The sequence below is a fragment of the Stenotrophomonas rhizophila genome (genome assembly GCF_000661955.1).
GTDB classification, from domain to species: Bacteria; Pseudomonadota; Gammaproteobacteria; order Xanthomonadales; family Xanthomonadaceae; genus Stenotrophomonas; species Stenotrophomonas rhizophila.
Map to the genome: position 1 here is coordinate 3,746,691 of NZ_CP007597.1, position 20,360 is coordinate 3,767,050.

The following is a 20,360-nucleotide window of genomic DNA, read 5'->3' on the forward strand; positions in this document are numbered from 1 at the left end:
TTGCGGGAAACGGGCCAGCAGCCGGTAGGTGCCGATCATTTCAGGTACCGGCCAGCGGCCGGTACCTACCGGGTGCTTTTCAGCGCTTCTTCTTGATCGGCGTACCCGGGCCGACGGTCTGCTCCAGCCAGCGCTCGCTTTCGGCCAGCATGGTCATGATCGATTCGCGTGCGCGGTACGCATGCGATTCGTTGGGCAGCATCACCAGACGCGCCGTTCCACCCAGGCCCTTGACCGCGGCGAACATGCGCTCGCTCTGGATCGGGAAGGTGCCGGAGTTGTTGTCGTCCACGCCATGGATGAAGAGGATCGGGTCCTTGATCTTGTCGGCGTAGTTGAACGGCGACATCTTCTGGTACACGTCCTGGGCCTGCCAGTAGTTGCGCTCCTCGGCCTGGAAGCCGAACGGGGTCAGCGTGCGGTTGTACGCACCGCTGCGGGCGATGCCGGCCTTGAACAGGCGCGTGTGCGCGAGCAGGTTGGCGGTCATGAACGCGCCGTAGGAATGCCCGCCGATGGCGATGTGGTCGCGATCGGTCACGCCCCGCCGCACCACTTCGTCCACCGCCGCTTCGGCGTTGGCGATCAGCTGTGGCAGGTAGGTGTCGTTGGGTTCCTTGTCACCCTCGCCGATGATCGGCATCGACGGGCTCACCAGTACCGCGTAGCCCTTGGCCAGGAAGGCCTGCGGGCCCCAGTAGCTGATCGCGTTGAAGCGGTACGGCGAATCGGTCACCTGGCTGGCGGCGGCAGCGGTCTTGTACTCGCCCGGGTAGGCCCACATCAGCAGCGGCAGCGGCCCGTCCTTCTTCGGGTTGTAGCCCGGCGGCAGCATCAGCGTGGCGGTCAGGTCGACGCCGTCGTTGCGCTTGTAGCGGATCTGTTCCTTGCTCACCCCACGCAGCTGCGGCAGCGGGTGGGCGAAGTGGGTCAGCGCGCGCGGGGCGGCGGTGGCGTCGGCCAGCGACTGCACGTACACGTTGGTGGGCTCATCGGGGGTCTCGCGGGTGATCAGCAGCGAGGTGCCCTCCTGGTCGAGCAGGGCCACCGGTGCGGCGTAGCCGGGCGCCTGCGAATGGAACAGGCGCGTGGCCTGCTTGCTGTCCAGGTCGAAGCGATCGACGAACGGGCGGTCGCCTTCCGGCGAGGCGCCCTGGCCGTACAGGAAGATGCTGCGGCCATCGGCGGTGATCTGCAGGCGCGCGCGCCCGTTGACGTCGCGCACCAGGCCCGGCCGGCCCGGATCGTTGTAGCGGTCCTGCGAGGACCGCGACGACAGCAGTTGCGGCGCCTGCTCGGCCTGGTCCGGGGCGATGCGCCACTGCTTCACTTCGCGGCTTTTCCACCACGATTCGTTGAGCAGCGCGAGATCGCCGCGCCCCCACTGGATGCCGGCATAGCGGCTGCCCAGCTGGGCCAGGGTGATCGGCGGCGTGTCGAACGGGGCGGCCTGCATCAGCACCGCATCGCGCACCTTGGCTGCGCGGTTGGGGTCGCCCCCGTCCTGCGCTTCGGCCCACACCAGCGTGGCCGGTGCGTCGGCGCGCCAGCTGATGCTGCGCACGCCGGTGGGCACCGCGTCGTTGCCGGTCGGCAGCCCTTCCACCAGCGGCAGCGTGCTCACGGTGTGCTGCAACGTGCCGTCCACGGCCGACAGCACTTCAATGCGGCGCGGGAAGTCGTCGGCCGGCACCAGGTAGGAGTACGGGCGCAGCACGCGCTCGGCCAGCAGGAAGCGGCCGTCCGGCGACACGTCCAGGTCCAGGTAGACACCGCTGGAGGACAGCGGCGTGGTCACGCCGTTGAGCGTGACGCGCACCGGCTGCGCGCTGGCGTAGTAATCGAACAGGCGCGCATCGGCCTCGTTCTTGAGCAGGTCCTGGTAGGTCCGGATCGCACGGACACCCGCATCGGCCTCGGTCTGCTGGATCGCAGGACCGGCCGGCACGCCACCGGCCGCCGGGGCCGGGCCCTGGCCCTTGCGCTGCTGGGTGACCACCAGGCCGCGGCTGTCGGGCAGCCAGGTGTAGCCATCGCCCAGCACGGTGTTCAGATCCGACAGCAGGCGCCGGGCCGACCCGGCGGCGATATCGACAATCCACAGCTCGTTGGCGCCGCTGGCCGCATGCACCTGGTTGAACGCCAGGTACTGCTGGTCCGGCGACCACGCCATGCCGGCGATCGACAGCGGCTGCGGCAGGCCGGTGATCTGGCGCTCCTTGCCGTCGGCCACGTTCAGCAGCCACAGCTTGTTGCCGAAGCTGAAACGGCTGGCGGCATGCGTGGCCGGGTTGATGCGCAGGCCGGCCAGTTTCAGCTCGGGCTGGGCCACCTCGGCAATGGACGGCAGCGACGGGGTCTGCAGCATCGCGGCGATGTCGCGGCGCGGGGACAGGCTCAGCGTGGGCGCACGCGGCGCATCCACCACCGCCTGCAGCGCGGCCGAGGGCAGCGCATAGCCCTGCTCGCCCTTGGCGCTGGCCACCGGCGGGGCGGAGGTCTTGCCTGCCGGGGCGGCCAGCGCCAGCGGGGCTACCGCCAGCAAGGCCATGCCCATCACCAGGCTGCCCCAGCGCGCGCGGCGCCGACGATCATTGCGTGTCATGTTCGATCCCTGTGCTGATGCAAACCTTGGACCTTAACAGCCGGGCGCCGATCGCCCCCCTGCCGATGGTTGGGGGCCGCCGCCGATTCATGCCAACGCACCCTGCCGCGATATAATGGGCGGCCCTCCACCGAGGGGCGCTGCGACCGTTCCGGACCCTGTCCGGCCGGCCAGGCTCGGTGGCCAGGATTGTTCCAACGGCGCCCGGCGATTGCGAGTTGTGCTGTCATGCGGGTGTCTGATTGCCGACATCGCGTCTGACGAGCATGGCTTGTCACTACCGGAGCTTACGAATGAATGCTGTTGCCAAGACCTTCTCCACCGAAGGTGATTACAAGGTTGCCGATATCACCCTTGCCGACTGGGGTCGCAAGGAACTGGACATCGCCGAGCATGAAATGCCGGGCCTGATGTCGATCCGCCGCAAGCACGCCGCCACCCTGCCGCTGAAGGGCGTGCGCGTGACCGGCTCGCTGCACATGACCATCCAGACCGCGGTACTGATCGAGACCCTGAAGGACATCGGCGCCGACGTGCGCTGGGCGTCCTGCAACATCTTCTCGACCCAGGACCACGCGGCCGCTGCGATCGCCAAGTCCGGCACCCCGGTGTTCGCCTGGAAGGGCGAGTCGCTGGAGGAATACTGGGACTGCACGCTGGACGCGCTGACCTTCACCCTGCCCGACGGCACCCTGACCGGCCCGGAGCTGGTGGTGGACGACGGCGGCGACGTGACCCTGCTGATCCACAAGGGCTATGAGCTCGAAAACGGCAGCGACTGGGTCAACGAAAAGGCGGCCTCGCACGAAGAACAGGTCATCAAGGACCTGCTCAAGCGCGTGGCCAAGGAGCGTCCGGGCTACTGGGCCCGCGTGGTCAAGGACTGGAAGGGCGTCTCCGAAGAGACCACCACCGGCGTGCACCGCCTGTACCAGCTGGCCCAGGCCGGCACCCTGCTGATCCCGGCAATCAACGTCAACGACTCGGTCACCAAGAGCAAGTTCGACAACCTGTACGGCTGCCGCGAGTCGCTGGCCGACGGCCTGAAGCGCGCGATGGACGTGATGCTGGCCGGCAAGGTTGCCGTGGTCTGCGGCTACGGCGACGTGGGCAAGGGCTGCGCCGCTTCGCTGCGTGCCTACGGCGCGCGCGTGGTGGTCACCGAGATCGATCCGATCTGCGCCCTGCAGGCGGCGATGGAAGGCTTCGAGGTCAACACCATCGAATCCACCCTGGGCCGTGCGGACCTGTACGTCACCACCACCGGCAACAAGGACATCATCCGCATCGAGCACCTGAGCGCGATGAAGGACCAGGCCATCGTCTGCAACATCGGCCACTTCGACAACGAGATCCAGGTCGATGCGCTGGTGGGCTTCCCGGGCGTGCAGCACGTGAACATCAAGCCGCAGGTGGACAAGTACATCTTCCCCAACGGCAATGCGATCTTCCTGCTGGCCGAAGGCCGCCTGGTCAACCTGGGCTGCGCCACCGGCCACCCGAGCTTCGTGATGTCCAACTCGTTCGCCAACCAGACCCTCGCCCAGATCGACCTGTGGGCGAACAAGGACAGCTACGAGAACAAGGTGTACCTGCTGCCCAAGCACCTGGACGAAGAAGTGGCCCGCCTGCACCTGGAGAAGATCGGCGTGAAGCTGACCACCCTGACCCAGGAACAGGCCGACTACATCGGCGTGCCGGTGGAAGGTCCGTTCAAGCCGGATCATTACCGCTACTGATCGGCCTGCCGATCCTGTTGCGTTGAAATGGAACGGGCGCCGAAAGGCGCCCGTTTTTTGTGGCGGAAGGCCCTTCAATCCTGGCCGAAACAGCTGCGGTCGTCGTTCAGGGCGTCCTGGCACTGCCCCGCGAATTCGGCTTGCCAGCGCGGCAGCGTGAACCCTTCCCTTTCCTGGAAAGACACCGTTTCGCCAGCAAGCACGTAGCAGCGGTTCTGCGACAGTCGCAGCGCCGTCAGGGCGTCACCGGCGGCCCAGCAGTCATCGATGCAGGCCTGCATCAGCGCGTAGTCCGGATTGGTCTTGACGCCGCCGAAGGCGAAGCCCATCCGCTGCACCAGCGCGATCACCGGGTCGATGCTGGCCGGGGCAGCGCGCAGGATGTGCAGCACGCCGGGCGTGGGTATGCCAAACGCCCAGTTGGCAAGCACGGCCGAACGTGCCGCGTCGATCGCCGCATCGCGCTGCCCCTGCCGCATGTACTGGCTTGCCAGCAGCGCCCAGCCCTGCTGAAGCTCCGGGAACGCGGCGCATGCGGCGCGCAGCAATTCAATGGCCTGCTCGACCTGCCCCGCCAGCACCTGCGCACGCGCCTGCTCCAACTGCTCGGTTGGCGAACCGGGATCTTCAACCTCATGCTCGCCATACTCGCCTTCGTTCAGTTCCAGCCAGTGCGAGAACACCTGCACCGAGGAATGGCGCAGTTCCATACGCCATTCGTCATGGAACATCTCGCAGACGAAAGGCGCATCTCCTTCACGCCCCAACGGCCAATACAGCCCGAAACAATCGCCGTTGCCAAGCGCGCCTTCCGCGATCGACACAAACCCCTGAGGGGGATACGGTCCGCGCGCCACATCACTGTCGAAACTGAGCGCATTGAATTGACCAGAGAGGCGCATGGGATCTTTCCAGACGGGAATGTCACCATTATCGCCGCGGTCGCAGTAGCCTCGGTCAAGGCAGCCGGTCCGCACCGCGCTACGATGCCCCTATGACCCCGGCCATCAACCTGCTCAAGAAGCACGGCATCGTTCACAGCGTGCTGTCCTACCCCCACGATCCCGATGCCGCCTCCTACGGCGGCGAAGCGGTGCAGCAGCTCGGGCTGGACCCGGCGCAGGTGTTCAAGACCCTGCTGGCCAGCACCGAGAAGCACGAACTGCTGGTGGCGATCGTGCCGGTCAGCGGCACGCTCGACCTGAAGGCGCTGGCCGAGGCCGCCGGCTGCAAGAAGTGCGAGATGGCCGACGTGGAGCAGGCGCAGCGCGCCACCGGCTATCTGGTCGGCGGCATCAGTCCGCTGGGACAGAAGAAGCGGCACCGCACCTTCCTGGAGGCCAGCGCGCAGGCGCTGCCGGTGGTGCACGTGAGTGCCGGGCGGCGCGGGCTGGAAGTGGCGCTGGCACCGGCCGACCTGCTGCAGCTCACCGGCGGCGCATACGCACCGATCGGCAAGACGCGATGATCGGCAGCCTGTTCGAGCGTCTGTTCGGCACGCCCCTGCCGCCGCTGCAGGAAGGCCGCCCCGGCACCGCCCTGCTGCGGGCGCTGGGCAGTGGCGACTACGGCCTGCTGCGCACCGCAGCGGCCTCCATCGCCCTCAGCCGCGAGGCGGCCCTGCTGGATGACCTGGCGTTGCAGTTGCCGTACGTGGAGGCAGCCCGGGCACGCTACAACACCGACCCGCAGTGGATCCGCGAGCACTACGAACTGGACTTCGTGCTGCGCAAACTGCGCCACTGGCGTGATCGCAGTGGCTGCCTGTGCCAACTGTATCCACACTGGATGCATTACGAGCCCGGGCGCGAGATCGCCAACGGCCACGTGACGCCCATCGCGACCGGCGTCGCCGAGGGTGGCTGGGGCGATACGCAGGACGCCACCTGCACCGTGTGCGGGCGCGGGTGGCGCTGCACCGACCGCGAGTATCACGCGCCGTGGTGGGAGTGGACCCCACTGCCGCATCGCTGATCGTGACCCCGGGGGTAGAGCCACGCCATGCGTGGCTACCGAAGCCCGCGCCGGCAAAGACCGCACGTGACGTGGGCTGACTAGTTCAACGTGAAGTTCACCGGCACCCGGAGCCGGGAAATTTCCGGCTGCTTGCCTCGGGCGTCAAACGTCCAGTCCTGCGCGGCCGCCATTGCTGCCTCATCCAGGTCCGCATGGCCACTGGATCGCTCCAGCACCGCGCCGAGCGTCCGGTTCTGATCGTCAATCAACATGATCAACACCGCTTCCCCCTGTCGTCCTTCCCGGTAGGCACTGGCAGGGTACCGGGGAGGATTCATCCGGGTACTGTAGATCGAGACGTCGCTGTCTTCCGGACCCGGCTCTGGCGTGGAGGCCACACCGAATACGCACCGCTTGTGCGGGACGGGCTGGGTCAACGTCAGGCGCATCCGGACCGGTTGGGTATCGGTGTCGTCACCGGCAAGCGGCTCGCTCTCATCGGTCACCACGACCTCGCCACAACGGCGTGTCGCCAAGGCGGCCAGCAGGGAGGCCTGCGAACGCGCCGCCGCGGCGCTGGTGGCCACCGCCTCGAAACGGCATCCCGCCGTGCCCTGCTCCAGGTGCGGCGCCGACATCCGAGAATCGATATAGCCGCTCGAGGGCAACATTCGACACCCTTCCTGTGCCCCCAGATCCGCGGCAGGTGTCGCACAGCCTGTCGAGAGCGAAGCAGTCAGAAGCAGCAGGGCGCATCGATTGCGCATGGTCGGTCCTCCGTGAAAGGGCCGGAGTCTAGCAATGCACCCGCGCGCGATCGGGGCCGACATCACATACAACGCGTTTGGACGCCTCGTCGTGGGGCCCATCCCAAGGATGGCGGCCCGATCAACTGCAGATATCAAACAATCCGATCGCGGACGCAGTGTCGGTACCGGCACACAATGCGGGTGCACCCATCCAGCCGGCCGGCCGGCACGATCCAACGGTTACGGCCGCCAGTTGGCGTTGCTCTCCCAGAACGCCACCGCACGCGCATAGGCCTCGCGGTCGAGCGGCACGCCCGAACCGCCTTCGTCCACACCCAGCGCATTGCGCATCATCGTGATCGGCGCCATCGGCACTTCGTCCGGCTCGGCGGTGTAGATGCAGCCGACGATGCCCCAGTCGGCGTCGATCGGCGAGCCTTCCTTGGCCAGCTGCTCGGCGCTGTAGAGGATCACCACCAGGTAGTTCGCGCGCGGCGATTCCACGCCCTCGAACCAGCGCACCAGCACCGGCAGTTCGTTGCGGTTGCGCGCTTCGTACGCACTGTGCAGCTGGTGGCGGTTGGCGTCGGTGATCGGCACGGTCAGGCAGCGCGTGCTGGTCCAGTTCTCGTACACGAACAGCTTGCAGAACGGCGCGTAGCCGTCGAGCACCTTGAACGGCGCATGCGCGTTGAGGTGCGCCTGGAACTGTTCGGCGGTGCAGTCCTGGATGGTGTTGCCGCGTGGGACGCGCGGGAACAGGCGGGGACGGGCGAATTCGGTGAGGACGATGGACATGGGGCACGCGATGGCTGGCAAGCGCAGAGGGTAACCCAGGGCGTGTGCGTCAACGCGCTTTCCGCGCGCCAGCGGTCGAGGCCGCGGCACTGGAAAGACGCGCGCATGTGTAGGAATCTCTGGCAACCGGGTCGCGTCGCGCCCCTGTCCAAGGATGAAGCGCCATGCCTGCAGCAAAGGAAGCAGGACCCACCACCGCGTTGCGCCGCCGGTTACGCGTTGCCCTGCGCGCGGGGATGATCTGCGTAGCGGGCGGGCTCGCACTGTGCGTCCTTTGCCTGTGGTGGCCCAGCCCGCCGGCCCCGCTTCCGGAGGCTGCCAACAGCCGCCTGATCGTCAATGCGCGCATCATCGACGTGCGCCTTGGCAGCGCGGGTTCGCCTACCCACGTACTGGTCGAAGCAGGACGGATCGTGCAGGTAGGACCGGCGGTGAAGGCCGACGCAGGCGTGCCGGTGTTCGACGCCGCGGGAGGCTACCTGCTGCCCGGCTTCTGGGACATGCACACGCATGCCTTCCAGCTGTCGCCCCAGCTGCACTTCCCCGTGTCCGTGGCCAACGGCATCACCGGAACGCGCGACATGATGGATTGTCCGCAGGTCCGGGACAGCCTGATCGCCTGCGTGGCCGCCAAACGCCGTTGGACCCGACTGGCCGAAGCCGGTCGCATGACGGCACCGCGCTTCGTGGAAGTGGCCAGCTTCTACTTCGAGGACCCCGCGATGACCCCGGCGCAGGCGGCAGCGCGTGCGGCGGTCTATCAGGCCAGGGGCGTGGACGCGTTGAAGGTCTACAACAAGGTCGCGCCAGCCACCTATCTGCGGCTGGCAGCCGAGGCGCGGCGCCTGGACATGCCCTTGGTCGGGCACCTGCCCAAGGCAATCCGCCTGGACGATGCCCTGCGGCAAGGTCAACACAGCTTCGAACACGCCCATCTGCTCGCCCGTCACTGCTTCCGCGATGCAGACCACTGGCGCAGCGGTGCGCTGGATCAGCTCGATCCCATCGAGCTGACCGAACGCATGGTGGCCGGGTATGACGCGGCGGCCTGCCAGCGGGGCATCGATGCGATGCGCGCGGCAGGCAGCTGGTGGGTCCCCACCCACGTCACCCGCGAAGAGGATGCGCGCGCGACGGACCCCTCGTTCCTCGACGACCCACGGCTGGTCTATCTCGACCCGCTGTCGCGCTGGGCCTACAAGGACGATCTGGCCGCGACGGCGGCGCGATACCCGGGTCCACGTGGCCACGCCGCACTCAACCGCTACTTCGATCACGGCCTGGCGTTGACCGCCGCGGCGTACCGCGCAGGCGTACCGGTGCTGGTCGGTACGGATACGGCCATTGGGGGCTTCCGCTTCCACGACGAGATGGCGCTGCTGGTGCGCGCCGGACTGTCGCCGGCCGACGTACTGCGCGCGGCGACACTGGATGCCGCCCGCTACGCGGGGAAGGAACACGAGCATGGTTCGGTGGAGGTCGGCATGCTCGCCGACATGGTTCTGCTCGATGCAAATCCCCTGGAAGACATCGCCCATACACGCCGGATCCAAGCCGTGTTCATGGGCGGGCGATTGCACGACCGGAAACACCTGGACGACCTGTTGGCGTTCGCCCGCGCCCAGGCGCGATCACCCGCGGTGTCGGCCAAGCTGGTGTGGGGTTTCCTGCGCAGCCCGGTCAGCGCGGAGCTGTGATCGTCCAGCCCCGGTCTGCATGACACGCTACGCCATCAGCCCAGGATCGCCTCCAGTGCCTGTTCCAATCTCGGGTGCTTGAACACGTAGCCGCCCTCCAGCGCGCGCGCCGGCACCACGTTCTGGCCGGTGAGCAGCAGCCCGGCCATTTCCCCGAACGCCAGCTTCAGCGCGAAGGCCGGCGTGGTCAGCAGCGCAGGCCGGCCCAGCACCTTGGCCAGCGTGCGCGCGAACTCGGCATTGGTCACCGCCGCCGGTGCAGTGCCGTTGTAGGCGCCGCGGGCAGTGTCGTTGCTCAGCAGCCACAGGATCAGCCCGACCAGGTCGGCACGATGGATCCAGCTCATCCATTGGTCGCCATCGCCCATCGGCCCGCCCAGGCCCAGCCGGAACGGCGGCAGCATCCGCGCCAGCGCGCCGCCGTCGCGATCGAGCACGATGCCGGTGCGCACCACGCAGGTGCGTATGCCCAGCGCGTCGGCCTTGAACGCCTCGGCCTCCCACTGCCGGCACAGCATCGCGGCGAAGTCATGCCCGGGCGAGGCGGCCTCGTCCAGCGGGGTGGCATCCCCCGGCCCGTAGTAGCCAATCGCCGAACCGGATACCAGCACCTGCGGCGGCGTCGGCAATGCCTGCATCCACGCCAGCAGCGCGCGCGTGGTGCCGATCCGGGAGGCGTGGAAGGCCTGCTTGCGGGCGTCGGTCCAGCGCCCCTCGGTCAGCGGCTCCCCGGCCAGGTTGACCACCGCCTGCACCGGTCCCACGTCGTCCAGTTGCCCCACGTACTGCACGCCCGGCGGCGGGGTGCGGCCGGGGGTCCGGGTGAGCACGGTTACCCGATGCCCCTGTTCCAGCAGACGTTCGCATAACTGGCGCCCAATGAAACCCGTGCCGCCGGTGATCAGGATGTCCATCTTCACTCCGCCCTCTCTGGACAGGCACTGTAATCGACATCGCGTGCAGGTCACGGCAGCACTCTTTTACATTCATCGCGATGAAGCGATATGATGGCCGCACACCCGCTGCCGCCGCCGCCCATGACCGCCATCAGCTTCGAGTTCTACCCGCCCAAGACCGATGACCAGCGCGCCCAGCTCGACCGCACCGCGGCCAAGCTGAAGGCGTTCGCGCCGGAGTATGTGTCGTGTACGTTCGGTGCCGGCGGCTCGACCCTCAGCTACACCTCCGAAACCGTGCGCCACCTCAAGCAGCACCACGGGTTCGAGGCCGCACCGCACCTGTCCTGCGTGGGCGGCAGCCGCGAGGAAATCCGTGAACTGCTCAAGCTGTACCGCGCCATCGGGTGCCGCCGCATCGTCGCCCTGCGCGGCGACCTGCCCTCGGGCATGGGCCACCCCGGCGACCTGCGCTATGCGTCAGACCTGATCAGCTTCATCCGGGCCGAGCACGGTGATGCGTTCCGCATCGAAGTGGGCGCCTACCCGGAGACGCACCCGCAGGCCAACGACGCGCTGCTGGACCTGAAGCACTTCAAGACCAAGATCGATGCCGGTGCCGATGCCGCGATCACCCAGTACTTCTTCAACGCCGATGCGTACTTCCATTTCGTCGATGCGGTGCGCGCGCTCGGGGTCACCGTGCCGATCGTGCCGGGCATCATGCCGATCTCCAACTTCAGCCAGCTGCGCCGCTTCTCCGAGCAGTGCGGCGCGGAGATCCCGCGCTGGATCGGCAAGAAGATGCAGGCCTACGGCGACGATGCCGAATCGGTGCGCGCGTTCGGTGCGGAAGTGGTCGCCGGGCTGTGCGAACGGCTGGTGGCCGGCGGCGCGCCGGGGCTGCATTTCTACACCCTCAACCTGGCCAAGCCGACCACCCAGGTGTTGAAGCTGCTCAAGGGCTGACACCGGCGCAAATCGCTTGCAGATAACGCCGGCGCGGCTACTCTGCTGCGATGAAACTGCTTCTGCCGCTCCTGCTGTGCGCGCTGTGCCTGCCTGCCCCGGCATCGGCGCAGGCGCAGCGCGTGAACCGGTGTACCAACGCGCAGGGCCAGACCGTCTTCACCGACCGTCGCTGCGATGCGCTTGGCGCCACCGAGCGGATGCCGGCCCGCACGCCCACCGTGGGCAACACCGGCATCTACCGCGCCGGCTGCGCGCGTCGGCTCAGCGAGTTGACCGGACAGATCCGCGATGCGGTCAGCCTGCAGGACGTGAACCGGCTGTCGTCCATCTATCTGTGGAACAACGTCTCCAACGCCACTGCCAACCAGATCATCGGGCGGCTGGAATCGGTGGTGCAGCGGCCGCTGGTGGACATCGCACCGGTGTATCCGGCCAGCGATGAGAGTGCGGTGGTGGCGCCTGACGCTGCGCCGGTGCTGGGAAGCGATGGACTGCCGCTGGCGGAGGTGGCGCCGCGGCGGCCGCGCCCGGTGGGGCTGCGGTTGGAGCAGACGCTGGGCAACACCGCGACGCCGGCGCGCACGGTGTTCGGGCTGCGGCGGCAGTACGGGTGTTTTTGGATCACCCTGTAGCGCCGGGCTCTGCCCGGCAGAGGGAATCGCCAGGCATGGCGGCCCGGCGGCATGAAGTGCCGGGCTCTGCCCGGTGGCATGAAGTGCCGGCCAGCGGCCGGCACTACCGCGGGGTCAGGTGGGCCAGAGCGCGCGGATGGCGGCGATGCCCTGGGCGCCGTGTCGGCGGGCCTGTTCGATGTCGTCCGGGTGCAGGCCACCCAGCGCATACAGCGGCAGCGAGACCTGCTCGCGCAGGGCTTCGAATGCGTCCCAGCCCAGCGGCGTGCCGCCAGGATGGCTGGCGCTGGGCTGGACCGGGCCGAGCACGGCGAAGTCGCAGCCCAGCCGTTGCGCGGCCTGCAGCTGTTCCAGGTCATGGCAGGAGGCGGCCACCAGCTGGTCGGCCGGCAGCGGGCGGGTGTCCAGCTGCAGCAGCTGTTCACTGCCCAGGTGCACGCCCACGCCCAGCCGCTGGGCCAGGTCGATGTCGCGGTTGAGCAGCCACTGCACGCGGCCACGGTGCGTCTGGATGGCCTGTTCGGCCAGCGCCACCCGCGCCGGGCTGGCGGGGGTGCGCAGCTGGATGCGGCTGACCCCTGCGGCCAGTGCCTGGGCCAGGCGCTGGTGCCAGTCGTGGTGGGCCTGGGCGTGGTCGGCCTCGGGCTCGGGGGTGATCAGGTAGCGGTCGGGCTGGCGCAGCGCGGCCACCACCGGCAGGTCGGCCGGCGGCATCGAATAGCGCGACAGCTTGTCCGGGGTCACCCAGGTGATGGCCTGGCCCTCACGCCCGCGCGGGCTACCCTTCCAGCTGCTGATCCGGCGTACTTCCAGCCGCAGCCGCTTGTCGGGGTAGATCTGCGGCACGTCCATGATCCACTCGCCCACCTCCGCTTCGATCCCCAGTTCCTCGCGCAGTTCGCGCACCAGCGCCTGCTCGGAGCTTTCGCCGGGCTCGCGCTTGCCGCCGGGAAACTCCCAGAGGCCGCCCATGTCGCGGTCTTCGGTACGGCGGTTGAGCAGGATGCGGCCGCGGGCGTCGGTGATGACGCCGGCCACGACGTGGATCGATCGTTTGGGGGATGGCATGGGGGGAGCATGCCCAATACCGCGGTGCTGGCGCAATCCCGGAAAGCATCGGCCGGTGCCGGGCCGAGGTGCAGCCACGCATGGCGTGGCTCTACCCCCAGATAGCAGACGCCCCGCACTTGGCGGGGCGTCCTGGGGTCAGGTGAGCTGACCGTGGCAGTGCTTGTACTTCTTGCCACTGCCGCAGGGGCACGGGTCGTTGCGGCCCACCTTGGGCTCGTCGCGGTTGACCTGGGCCACGCCGTTCTGCGCCGCTTCCACCTCTGCTGCCTCTTCGTCGGCGCTGTAGCTGCCGGCGTCCTGGTGCTGGAACTGCGACTGCATCAGGCGCGCCTGGGCCTGCTGGCGCTCGGCCTGCTCCAGCGCTTCCACTTCTTCTTCGCTGCGGATGCGCACGCGCGCCAGCAGGGTCACCACTTCGCGCTTGACGTTCTCGAGCATTTCCGAGAACAGCTCGAAGGCTTCCTTCTTGTATTCCTGCTTGGGCTGCTTCTGCGCGTAACCGCGCAGGTAGATGCCCTGGCGCAGGTAATCCATGCGTGCCAGGTGCTCCTTCCAGCTCTGGTCGAGCACGGTCAGCATCACGTGCTTTTCCAGCGCGCGCATGGTGTCTTCGCCCACGCCGGTTTCCTTCTCGGCGAAGTGCGCATCAATGCGCGCCTGCACCTTCTCGGCGATGGCTTCGGCATCCAGTTCTTCGTGCAGCTTGACCAGCCCCACCACGTCCATCTGCACGCCGAGGTCGGCGGCCAGGGTGGCCTCCAGGCCCGGCAGGTCCCACTGCTCGTCGATCGAGTTCGGCGGCACGAAACGGGCCACGATGTCGTAGATCACGTCGCCGCGGATGCCGTCCACGTTGTCCTTCACCGACTCGGCGTCCAGCAGCTCGTCGCGCTGGGCGTAGATCACCTTGCGCTGGTCGTTGTTGACGTCGTCGAAGTCGAGCAGGTTCTTGCGGATGTCGAAGTTGTGCGCTTCCACCTTGCGCTGCGCCTTTTCGATCTGGCGGCTGACCAGGCGGTCTTCGATGACGTCGTCTTCCTTCATGCCCATCATGCGCATCGCCTTCTGGACCCAGTCCGAGGCGAAGATGCGCATCAGGTTGTCTTCCAGCGACAGGTAGAAACGGGACGAACCCGGATCACCCTGGCGGCCGGAACGACCGCGCAGCTGGTTATCGATACGGCGCGATTCGTGGCGTTCGGTGCCCACGATGTGCAGGCCGCCGGCGGCCTTGACCGCGTCATGGCGCTTCTGCCACTCGGCCTTGACCTGGGCGCGCTGTTCGTCGGTGGCGTCTTCGCCCAGCTCGTGCAGCTGCGCTTCCAGCGAACCGCCGAGCACGATGTCGGTACCGCGACCGGCCATGTTGGTGGCGATGGTCACCGCACCGGGCATGCCGGCGTTGGCGATGATGGTGGCTTCGCGGTCATGCTGCTTGGCGTTGAGCACTTCGTGGTGCACGCCGGCCTTGCGCAGGTGCTCGGACAGCATCTCCGAGGTTTCGATCGACGTGGTACCCACCAGCACCGGCTGGCCGCGCTCGTTGCAGGCCTGGATGTCGGCCAGCACGGCGTTGAACTTGCCGGTACGGTTGAGGAACACCTGGTCCGAACCGTCCTTGCGGATGGTCGGGCGGTTGGTCGGGATCACCACCACTTCCAGGTTGTAGATGCTCTGGAATTCGTAGGCTTCGGTGTCGGCCGTACCGGTCATGCCGGACAGCTTCTTGTACATGCGGAACAGGTTCTGGAAGGTGATGCTTGCCAGGGTCTGGTTCTCGCGCTGGACCGGCACGCCTTCCTTCGCTTCCACTGCCTGGTGCAGGCCATCGGACCAGCGGCGGCCGGCCAGGGTACGGCCGGTGAATTCGTCCACGATCACCACTTCACCGTCGCGCACGATGTAATCCACGTCGCGCTGGTAGATGGCATGCGCGCGCAGGGCGGCATTGAGGTGATGGACCACGGTCAGGTTCTGCGCCGCGTACAGGCCTTCGGTCTCGGCATTGAGGATGCCTGCTTCCACCAGCAGCGCCTCGGCGTGCTCCATGCCCGCTTCGGACAGGTGCACCTGCTTGCCCTTCTCGTCGACCCAGAAATCGCCTTCGCCGTCTTCGGCTTCCTGCTTGATCAGGCCCGGGACCACGCGGTTGACCCGGATGTACAGCTCCGGGGAATCGTCGGCCGGACCGGAGATGATCAGCGGGGTACGCGCTTCATCGATCAGGATGGAGTCGACTTCGTCGACGATGGCGTAGTGCAGGCCGCGCTGGTAGCGGTCCGCGCGCGACAGCGCCATGTTGTCGCGCAGGTAGTCGAAACCGAATTCGTTGTTGGTGCCGTAGGTGATGTCGCTGGCATAGGCCTCGCGCTTGTCACCGTGCGGCATGCCCGGGTAGACCACGCCCACGCTCAGGCCCAGCCAGTTGTACAGCTTGCCCATCTGCGCCGAGTCGCGGCGAGCCAGGTAGTCGTTCACGGTGACCACGTGGACGCCCTTGCCTTCCAGCGCGTTGAGGTACACCGGCAGCGTGGCGACCAGGGTCTTGCCTTCACCGGTGCGCATTTCCGCGATCTTGCCCAGGTGCAGCACCATGCCGCCGATCAGCTGCACGTCGTAGTGGCGCATGCCCAGCACGCGGCGGCTGGCCTCGCGGCAGACCGCAAACGCTTCCGGCAGCACCTTGTCCAGGGCTTCACCGTCAGCAATGCGCTGCTTGAACTCCGGGGTCTTGGCCTTGAGCTGCTCGTCGGAGAGCTTTTCGATTTCCGGCTCCAACGCATTGACCTTGGCGACGATGCGGTTGAGCTGGCGCAGCTGTCGTTCATTACGACTGCCGAAGACGCGGGTAAGCAGGCTGTTGATCATTGAAGGAACCGGTTGGAATGAGACGCCCCAACGGCCACGCCCTCCCCGGGGGATGCGTCGGCCGCAAACGAAACAGGGCGCACTGCGCCCTGTCTATGGCAATACCCATTGTAGCTTGGGTCGGCCGTCAGGGGTTTCAACCCCGTGGCGGTAGTGCCGGCCGCTGGCCGGAAGCCGCATTCGGCCACCTCGAAGGCGTGCCGGCCAGCGGCCGGCACCACCCGACGGGTTCAGCCGCGCGAAACGCGCCCGACCGGGGTATTGCCGCCGTCACCGAGGAACTTGCGCGGGTTGACCACCTGGCCACGTTCCCACACCTCGAAGTGCACGTGGGCACCGGTGGAGCGGCCGGTGGAACCGGCTTTGGCCACTTCCTGGCCGGCCCGCACCAGATCGCCCGGCTTCACCACCAGGCGCGAGTTGTGCGCGTAGCGGGTGACATAGCCGTTGCCGTGGTCCACATCGACCACGTTGCCGTACCCGCCCTTCACGCCGGCAAAGCTGACCACGCCGTCGGCCACCGACATCACCGGGTCACCGACCTTGGCGTGGAAGTCCATGCCCTTGTGGGTAGCCGCACCGCGACCGAACGGATCGCTGCGGGTGCCGAAGTTGGAGGTGATGTAGGTGTTGCGGATCGGCATGCGGCCGGGCACCGCGTTCTGTTCGAGCTGGTGGTCGAACATCAGCGACTCCATCACCGACAACTGGCGGCCTGAAGCAGCAAAGCGCTGCTCCAGCACCTGTAAGTCGGCATTGACCGCGCTGACCGGGATGTCCTGGGTCGGGCCGGGCTCGCCTTCACCGAGGCCGGGGGTCTCGTTGAAGTCGAATTCGCCGTCTTCCAGCTTGCCCATCTGGGTCAGTCGTTCGCCCAGGGCGTTGAGACGGGTGGCCTGCGCCTGCAGTTCACCCATCCGCGCTGCCAGCGCGTTCACCTGGGTCTGGGCGTCTTTCTGGGCCTGCGCCAGCTCGCGTTCCTGCTGGGCGACCTTGGCGTGGAGCCGGGAATCATTGAACATGCTGCCGCCGATGCCGGCACCGAAGCCGATCAGGCAGCCAACCCCCAGCACGCTGCCCAGCAGGGCCCGGGGTGAATCTTCGAAGTAGAAACGCAAACGCGCCAGGGGCGTCTTGGCCTTTCCTTCACGCGTTTTGATTACGATCTTTTTGAATGCCATCAGTGAGTTTTCATGTCTGAGCCGAAATCCAGTGCGCGATCCCCATCCACGCCGAAGCCGGCGCTGGATGCGGTGATGGCGGACAAAGCCGGTAACCCGCTGCGCCGAGCCTTGTGGCTGGACGCACTGGACCGTCAATTGCGCCCCCATTTACCGCCTGCACTGGCCACCCGTTGCCGGCTGGCGAATGTAAACGGCGAGCACCTCGTTTTTCTCGTCGATTCCCCCGTGTGGCACGCCAAGCTGAGGCTTGCCGAAGCACAGTTGATCGACGCGGCCCGGTCCATCGGGCTGAAGGTCACCAAGGTGACCGTCAAAACTGCGGCTGCCCCTCCTCCACGCTCCCCAGCGATCGATAACAGGAATGGCCCCCACGCAGTTTCAGCCGCCACGCACAAAGGGCTACGCGACGCGTTGGCCTGCCTGAAGGATATGGACTTCACCAAATCCTGAAGGCATCGGGGCATCCGTCCCCTTCCCCGACGCGTCACGAGCACGTGAACTTGTCAGGGAACCGGCCAGCATCGTAGCCGTGGAACGTCGCCCAGTCGTTAGTCTTTTATTAAAATTGCGTTAAATTCAGCAAGAACCTCGATCAGGTTCACAATTCCGTGACCTGTGCACGTCCACGGTTCATTGACATCAAGATCACCCCGCGGTGATCCCGAAAACGCAAAACGGCGCCCTGGGCGCCGTCTGTTTTTCAATGAAATCAATGCGATACCCGGCCGGCAGAGCCACCCCATGGGTGGCTGCCACGTAAGTCCCACATCAGGCGTAAGCCGGCACCCCATAGACCACCGGAGCCGTAGCGGCCGCGGCGTCATAGCTCACCCACTCCCACGCCGTGGCGTCGGCCATCAGCGCGCGCACCAGCTTGTTGTTGAGCGCATGGCCGGACTTGAAGCCTTCGTAGGCCCCCAGCACCTGGCCGCCGGCCAGGTACAGGTCGCCGATCGCGTCGAGGATCTTGTGCCGCACGAACTCGTCGGCGTAGCGCAGGCCGTCGTCGTTGAGCACGCGGAATTCGTCGAGCACGATGGCATTGTCCATCGAACCGCCCAGGCCCAGGTTGCGCTCGCGCATGTACTCCAGGTCACGCATGAACCCGAAGGTGCGCGCGCGGGAGATTTCCTTGGTGTAGGCGGCCGTGGAGAACTCGATCTCGGCGCGCGACTGCTTGGCCGGGATCATCGGGTGATCGAACTGGATGGTGAAACCGAGCTTGTAGCCCTCGTAGGGCTCGAAGCGGGCGACCTTGTCGCCTTCGGTCACTTCCACCGTCTTGAGAATGCGGATGAAGCGCTTGGGGGCGTCCTGCTCGGCGATGCCCGCCGATTGCAGCAGGAACACGAACGGCCCGGAGGAACCATCCATGATCGGCAGTTCGGCCGAGGACAGCTCCACGATGATGTTGTCCACGCCCAGGCCGGCCAGTGCCGACATGAGGTGTTCGACGGTCTGGATCTTGGCCTCGTGGTAGGTCAGCCCGGTGCACAGGGTGACTTCGGTGACCAGGTCCGCGCGCGCGGGCACTTCCACAACCGGCTCCAGATCGACCCGACGGAACACGATGCCATGGTTGACCGGGGCCGGGCGCAGGGTCATGTAGACCTTGTCACCGCTGTGCAGGCCAACGCCGGTGGCGCGGATCGTGTTCTTGAGGGTGCGTTGCGGAATCATGGGGAGCAGGACCGGGAGAGCGCGCAGTCAGCGCGACGGTGACAAACAAGAATAACACGCAGTACCACCACCCCTTTCTGAACCGAAAGACGGGCGGCAGACTGCCGGGCCACTCCGGGCCCGGCAGCAAGGGACATGGAGGCGCCTACCGGGGAGGACAAGGCCCCGGCATGCAATCCTCAGTCCGCCTGGCGGCGCAGGAACGCCGGGATGTCCAGGTAATCGTTGGGCAGTTCAGCAGCCGCCGGGCCGGACGACGACGGGGCCGACGACGCCGGGGTGTCGGCGCTCGGACGACGCAGGCCCATGCCCATGCCCATCCCGCCCACTGCCTTGGAAACTGCATCGCCGCCGGTGTCGAACTCGCCGAACTCCGGCTGGCCGGTGGTGGCGTTGCGGACCAGCTTGATCGGCGCGCGCTCGCCCGGACGCTGGGTCTTGGACGCCACGACACGGTTCAGGCCGGTGGCCACCACGGTCACGCGGACTTCGTCCTGCATGTCCGGGTCCAGCACCGTACCGACCACCACGGTGGCATCTTCGGAGGCGAAGCCATCGATGGTGCGGCCGATCTCGTCGAACTCGGCCATGGTGAAGTCGGCGCCGGCGGTGATGTTGACCAGGATGCCGTTGGCACCGGCCAGGTTCACATCGTCCAGCAGCGGGTTCTGGATGGCCGCTTCAGCGGCGGCCTGGGCGCGGTCATCGCCGCGGGCGGTGCCGGTACCCATCATCGCCAGGCCCATTTCGGACATGACGGTGCGCACGTCGGCGAAGTCGACGTTGATCAGGCCCGGACGCACGATCAGGTCGGCGATGCCCTGCACGGCGCCCTGCAGCACGTCGTTGGCGGCACGGAAGGCCTGGATCATGGTGGCGTTGCGGCCCAGCACGGTGATCAGCTTTTCGTTCGGGATGGTGATCAGCGAATCGCAATGCTGGCTCAGTTCCTCGATGCCCTTCAGCGCCACCTGCATGCGGCGACGGCCTTCGAACGGGAACGGTTTGGTGACCACGGCGACGGTCAGGATGCCCATCTCCTTGGCCAGCTGTGCCACCACCGGTGCTGCACCGGTGCCGGTGCCGCCGCCCATGCCGGCGGTGATGAACACCATGTCCGCACCCTGCAGCGCGTCCATGATGCGCTCGCGGTCTTCCAGCGCGGCCTGGCGGCCGACTTCCGGGTTCGCGCCTGCGCCCAGGCCCTTGGTGACGTTGGTACCCAGCTGCAGCTGCAGCTTGGCACCGCAATTCTTGATGGCCTGCGAGTCGGTGTTGGCGGTGATGAATTCCACGCCGTCCACACTGGTGCTGACCATGTGCGCCACGGCGTTACCGCCGCCGCCGCCCACGCCGATCACCTTGATCACCGCATTGGGTGCCATCTTTTCAATCAGTTCGAAATGCGCCATGTCCGTGTCCTCGTTGTATCCGCTTTCGGTGGCATGGGCGGTCAGGCCTCCTGCCTTTCGCGCGTCATGTTGCCGTTGCGGCTGTGTGGGTTGTGTGTTGC

General features: G+C 67.0%; 17 protein-coding genes and 1 riboswitch. Of the genes, 7 read left to right on the forward strand and 10 right to left on the reverse strand.

Annotated features, from left to right (window positions below; translation table 11 throughout):
* Positions 1 to 79: 79 nt before the first annotated feature.
* A complete protein-coding gene (locus DX03_RS16425) occupies positions 80 to 2,605 on the reverse strand; it encodes an alpha/beta hydrolase family protein (protein ID WP_038690478.1) in 2,526 nt (841 codons plus the stop codon).
* A 126-nt stretch (positions 2,606 to 2,731) separates the two neighbouring features.
* Positions 2,732 to 2,818, forward strand: a riboswitch (S-adenosyl-L-homocysteine riboswitch).
* Between the two features lie 80 nt (positions 2,819 to 2,898).
* Between DX03_RS16425 and ahcY the strand changes: the two genes are divergently transcribed.
* Positions 2,899 to 4,344, forward strand: coding sequence for an adenosylhomocysteinase (gene ahcY / locus DX03_RS16430; RefSeq protein ID WP_038690480.1), 1,446 nt, complete (start codon positions 2,899 to 2,901; stop codon positions 4,342 to 4,344).
* Between the two features lie 74 nt (positions 4,345 to 4,418).
* On the opposite strand, the gene DX03_RS16435 is transcribed toward ahcY, so the two are convergent.
* Positions 4,419 to 5,321 carry a tetratricopeptide repeat protein gene (locus DX03_RS16435; RefSeq protein WP_185753373.1) on the reverse strand — a complete coding sequence of 301 codons (903 nt, stop codon included), beginning with the start codon at positions 5,319 to 5,321 and terminating at the stop codon, positions 4,419 to 4,421.
* Between the two features lie 17 nt (positions 5,322 to 5,338).
* Here DX03_RS16435 and ybaK point away from each other — a divergent pair, with 17 nt between their 5' ends.
* Positions 5,339 to 5,812 carry a Cys-tRNA(Pro) deacylase gene (ybaK, locus tag DX03_RS16440; RefSeq protein ID WP_038690484.1) on the forward strand — a complete coding sequence of 158 codons (474 nt, stop codon included), beginning with the start codon at positions 5,339 to 5,341 and terminating at the stop codon, positions 5,810 to 5,812.
* Positions 5,809 to 6,318, forward strand: a complete 510-nt coding sequence (locus DX03_RS16445; RefSeq protein ID WP_051598889.1) for a hypothetical protein — start codon at positions 5,809 to 5,811, stop codon at positions 6,316 to 6,318. The genes ybaK and DX03_RS16445 overlap by 4 nt, the downstream gene beginning before the upstream one ends.
* Before the next feature lie 80 nt (positions 6,319 to 6,398).
* On the opposite strand, the gene DX03_RS20465 is transcribed toward DX03_RS16445, so the two are convergent.
* Positions 6,399 to 6,971, reverse strand: coding sequence for an energy transducer TonB (locus DX03_RS20465; RefSeq protein WP_051598890.1), 573 nt, complete (start codon positions 6,969 to 6,971; stop codon positions 6,399 to 6,401).
* 318 nt (positions 6,972 to 7,289) lie between these two features.
* Positions 7,290 to 7,847 carry a DUF3228 family protein gene (locus tag DX03_RS16455; protein WP_038690486.1) on the reverse strand — a complete coding sequence of 186 codons (558 nt, stop codon included), beginning with the start codon at positions 7,845 to 7,847 and terminating at the stop codon, positions 7,290 to 7,292.
* 164 nt (positions 7,848 to 8,011) lie between these two features.
* Here DX03_RS16455 and DX03_RS16460 point away from each other — a divergent pair, with 164 nt between their 5' ends.
* The gene (locus tag DX03_RS16460; RefSeq protein ID WP_038690488.1) at positions 8,012 to 9,544 is read left to right on the forward strand and encodes an amidohydrolase family protein; all 1,533 of its coding nucleotides are present in this window, start codon (positions 8,012 to 8,014) and stop codon (positions 9,542 to 9,544) included.
* A gap of 35 nt (positions 9,545 to 9,579) precedes the next feature.
* On the opposite strand, the gene DX03_RS16465 is transcribed toward DX03_RS16460, so the two are convergent.
* Positions 9,580 to 10,458: a TIGR01777 family oxidoreductase gene (locus DX03_RS16465; protein WP_038690490.1), complete on the reverse strand. Its 879-nt coding sequence runs from the start codon at positions 10,456 to 10,458 to the stop codon at positions 9,580 to 9,582.
* Between the two features lie 123 nt (positions 10,459 to 10,581).
* On the opposite strand from DX03_RS16465, the gene metF reads away from it, so the two are divergent.
* Together metF and DX03_RS16475 are read left to right on the forward strand one after the other, a co-directional pair.
* Positions 10,582 to 11,409: a methylenetetrahydrofolate reductase [NAD(P)H] gene (gene metF / locus DX03_RS16470; RefSeq protein ID WP_038692495.1), complete on the forward strand. Its 828-nt coding sequence runs from the start codon at positions 10,582 to 10,584 to the stop codon at positions 11,407 to 11,409.
* A gap of 50 nt (positions 11,410 to 11,459) precedes the next feature.
* Complete coding sequence (locus tag DX03_RS16475; RefSeq protein WP_038690492.1) at positions 11,460 to 12,044, forward strand: DUF4124 domain-containing protein; 585 nt, start codon at positions 11,460 to 11,462, stop codon at positions 12,042 to 12,044.
* A gap of 114 nt (positions 12,045 to 12,158) precedes the next feature.
* Here DX03_RS16475 and DX03_RS16480 read toward each other — a convergent pair whose 3' ends face one another.
* The 3 genes from DX03_RS16480 to DX03_RS16490 all read right to left on the reverse strand — a co-directional run bounded on the left by DX03_RS16480 (position 12,159) and on the right by DX03_RS16490 (position 17,164).
* Positions 12,159 to 13,112: a Nudix family hydrolase gene (locus tag DX03_RS16480; RefSeq protein WP_038690493.1), complete on the reverse strand. Its 954-nt coding sequence runs from the start codon at positions 13,110 to 13,112 to the stop codon at positions 12,159 to 12,161.
* A 138-nt stretch (positions 13,113 to 13,250) separates the two neighbouring features.
* Positions 13,251 to 15,983 (reverse strand): preprotein translocase subunit SecA, encoded by a 2,733-nt coding sequence (gene secA / locus DX03_RS16485; RefSeq protein ID WP_038690495.1) that lies wholly within the window; start codon positions 15,981 to 15,983, stop codon positions 13,251 to 13,253.
* A 230-nt stretch (positions 15,984 to 16,213) separates the two neighbouring features.
* Positions 16,214 to 17,164: a M23 family metallopeptidase gene (locus DX03_RS16490; protein ID WP_038690496.1), complete on the reverse strand. Its 951-nt coding sequence runs from the start codon at positions 17,162 to 17,164 to the stop codon at positions 16,214 to 16,216.
* A 12-nt stretch (positions 17,165 to 17,176) separates the two neighbouring features.
* Between DX03_RS16490 and DX03_RS16495 the strand changes: the two genes are divergently transcribed.
* On the forward strand, positions 17,177 to 17,617 hold the full coding sequence (locus DX03_RS16495; RefSeq protein WP_038690498.1) for a DciA family protein: 441 nt from the start codon (positions 17,177 to 17,179) through the stop codon (positions 17,615 to 17,617).
* 318 nt (positions 17,618 to 17,935) lie between these two features.
* On the opposite strand, the gene lpxC is transcribed toward DX03_RS16495, so the two are convergent.
* Positions 17,936 to 18,847, reverse strand: a complete 912-nt coding sequence (gene lpxC, locus DX03_RS16500) for a UDP-3-O-acyl-N-acetylglucosamine deacetylase (protein ID WP_038690499.1) — start codon at positions 18,845 to 18,847, stop codon at positions 17,936 to 17,938.
* Between the two features lie 179 nt (positions 18,848 to 19,026).
* Positions 19,027 to 20,259, reverse strand: a complete 1,233-nt coding sequence (gene ftsZ / locus DX03_RS16505) for a cell division protein FtsZ (RefSeq protein ID WP_038690500.1) — start codon at positions 20,257 to 20,259, stop codon at positions 19,027 to 19,029.
* Between the last annotated feature and the right edge of the window lie 101 nt (positions 20,260 to 20,360).

Bases quoted from the DNA above. Each gene is read 5' to 3' on its own strand.
- DX03_RS16475 (WP_038690492.1), top strand. From the start codon at position 11,460: ATGAAACTGCTTCTGCCGCTCCTGCTGTGCGCGCTGTGCCTGCCTGCC.
- DX03_RS16425 (WP_038690478.1), bottom strand. From the start codon at position 2,605: ATGACACGCAATGATCGTCGGCGCCGCGCGCGCTGGGGCAGCCTGGTG.
- ybaK (WP_038690484.1), top strand. From the start codon at position 5,339: ATGACCCCGGCCATCAACCTGCTCAAGAAGCACGGCATCGTTCACAGC.
- DX03_RS16460 (WP_038690488.1), top strand. From the start codon at position 8,012: ATGCCTGCAGCAAAGGAAGCAGGACCCACCACCGCGTTGCGCCGCCGG.
- DX03_RS16490 (WP_038690496.1), bottom strand. From the start codon at position 17,164: ATGGCATTCAAAAAGATCGTAATCAAAACGCGTGAAGGAAAGGCCAAG.
- DX03_RS16455 (WP_038690486.1), bottom strand. From the start codon at position 7,847: ATGTCCATCGTCCTCACCGAATTCGCCCGTCCCCGCCTGTTCCCGCGC.
- secA (WP_038690495.1), bottom strand. From the start codon at position 15,983: ATGATCAACAGCCTGCTTACCCGCGTCTTCGGCAGTCGTAATGAACGA.
- DX03_RS16495 (WP_038690498.1), top strand. From the start codon at position 17,177: ATGTCTGAGCCGAAATCCAGTGCGCGATCCCCATCCACGCCGAAGCCG.
- lpxC (WP_038690499.1), bottom strand. From the start codon at position 18,847: ATGATTCCGCAACGCACCCTCAAGAACACGATCCGCGCCACCGGCGTT.
- DX03_RS16465 (WP_038690490.1), bottom strand. From the start codon at position 10,458: ATGGACATCCTGATCACCGGCGGCACGGGTTTCATTGGGCGCCAGTTA.
- ahcY (WP_038690480.1), top strand. From the start codon at position 2,899: ATGAATGCTGTTGCCAAGACCTTCTCCACCGAAGGTGATTACAAGGTT.
- DX03_RS16480 (WP_038690493.1), bottom strand. From the start codon at position 13,112: ATGCCATCCCCCAAACGATCGATCCACGTCGTGGCCGGCGTCATCACC.
- metF (WP_038692495.1), top strand. From the start codon at position 10,582: ATGACCGCCATCAGCTTCGAGTTCTACCCGCCCAAGACCGATGACCAG.
- ftsZ (WP_038690500.1), bottom strand. From the start codon at position 20,259: ATGGCGCATTTCGAACTGATTGAAAAGATGGCACCCAATGCGGTGATC.
- DX03_RS16445 (WP_051598889.1), top strand. From the start codon at position 5,809: ATGATCGGCAGCCTGTTCGAGCGTCTGTTCGGCACGCCCCTGCCGCCG.
- DX03_RS20465 (WP_051598890.1), bottom strand. From the start codon at position 6,971: ATGTTGCCCTCGAGCGGCTATATCGATTCTCGGATGTCGGCGCCGCAC.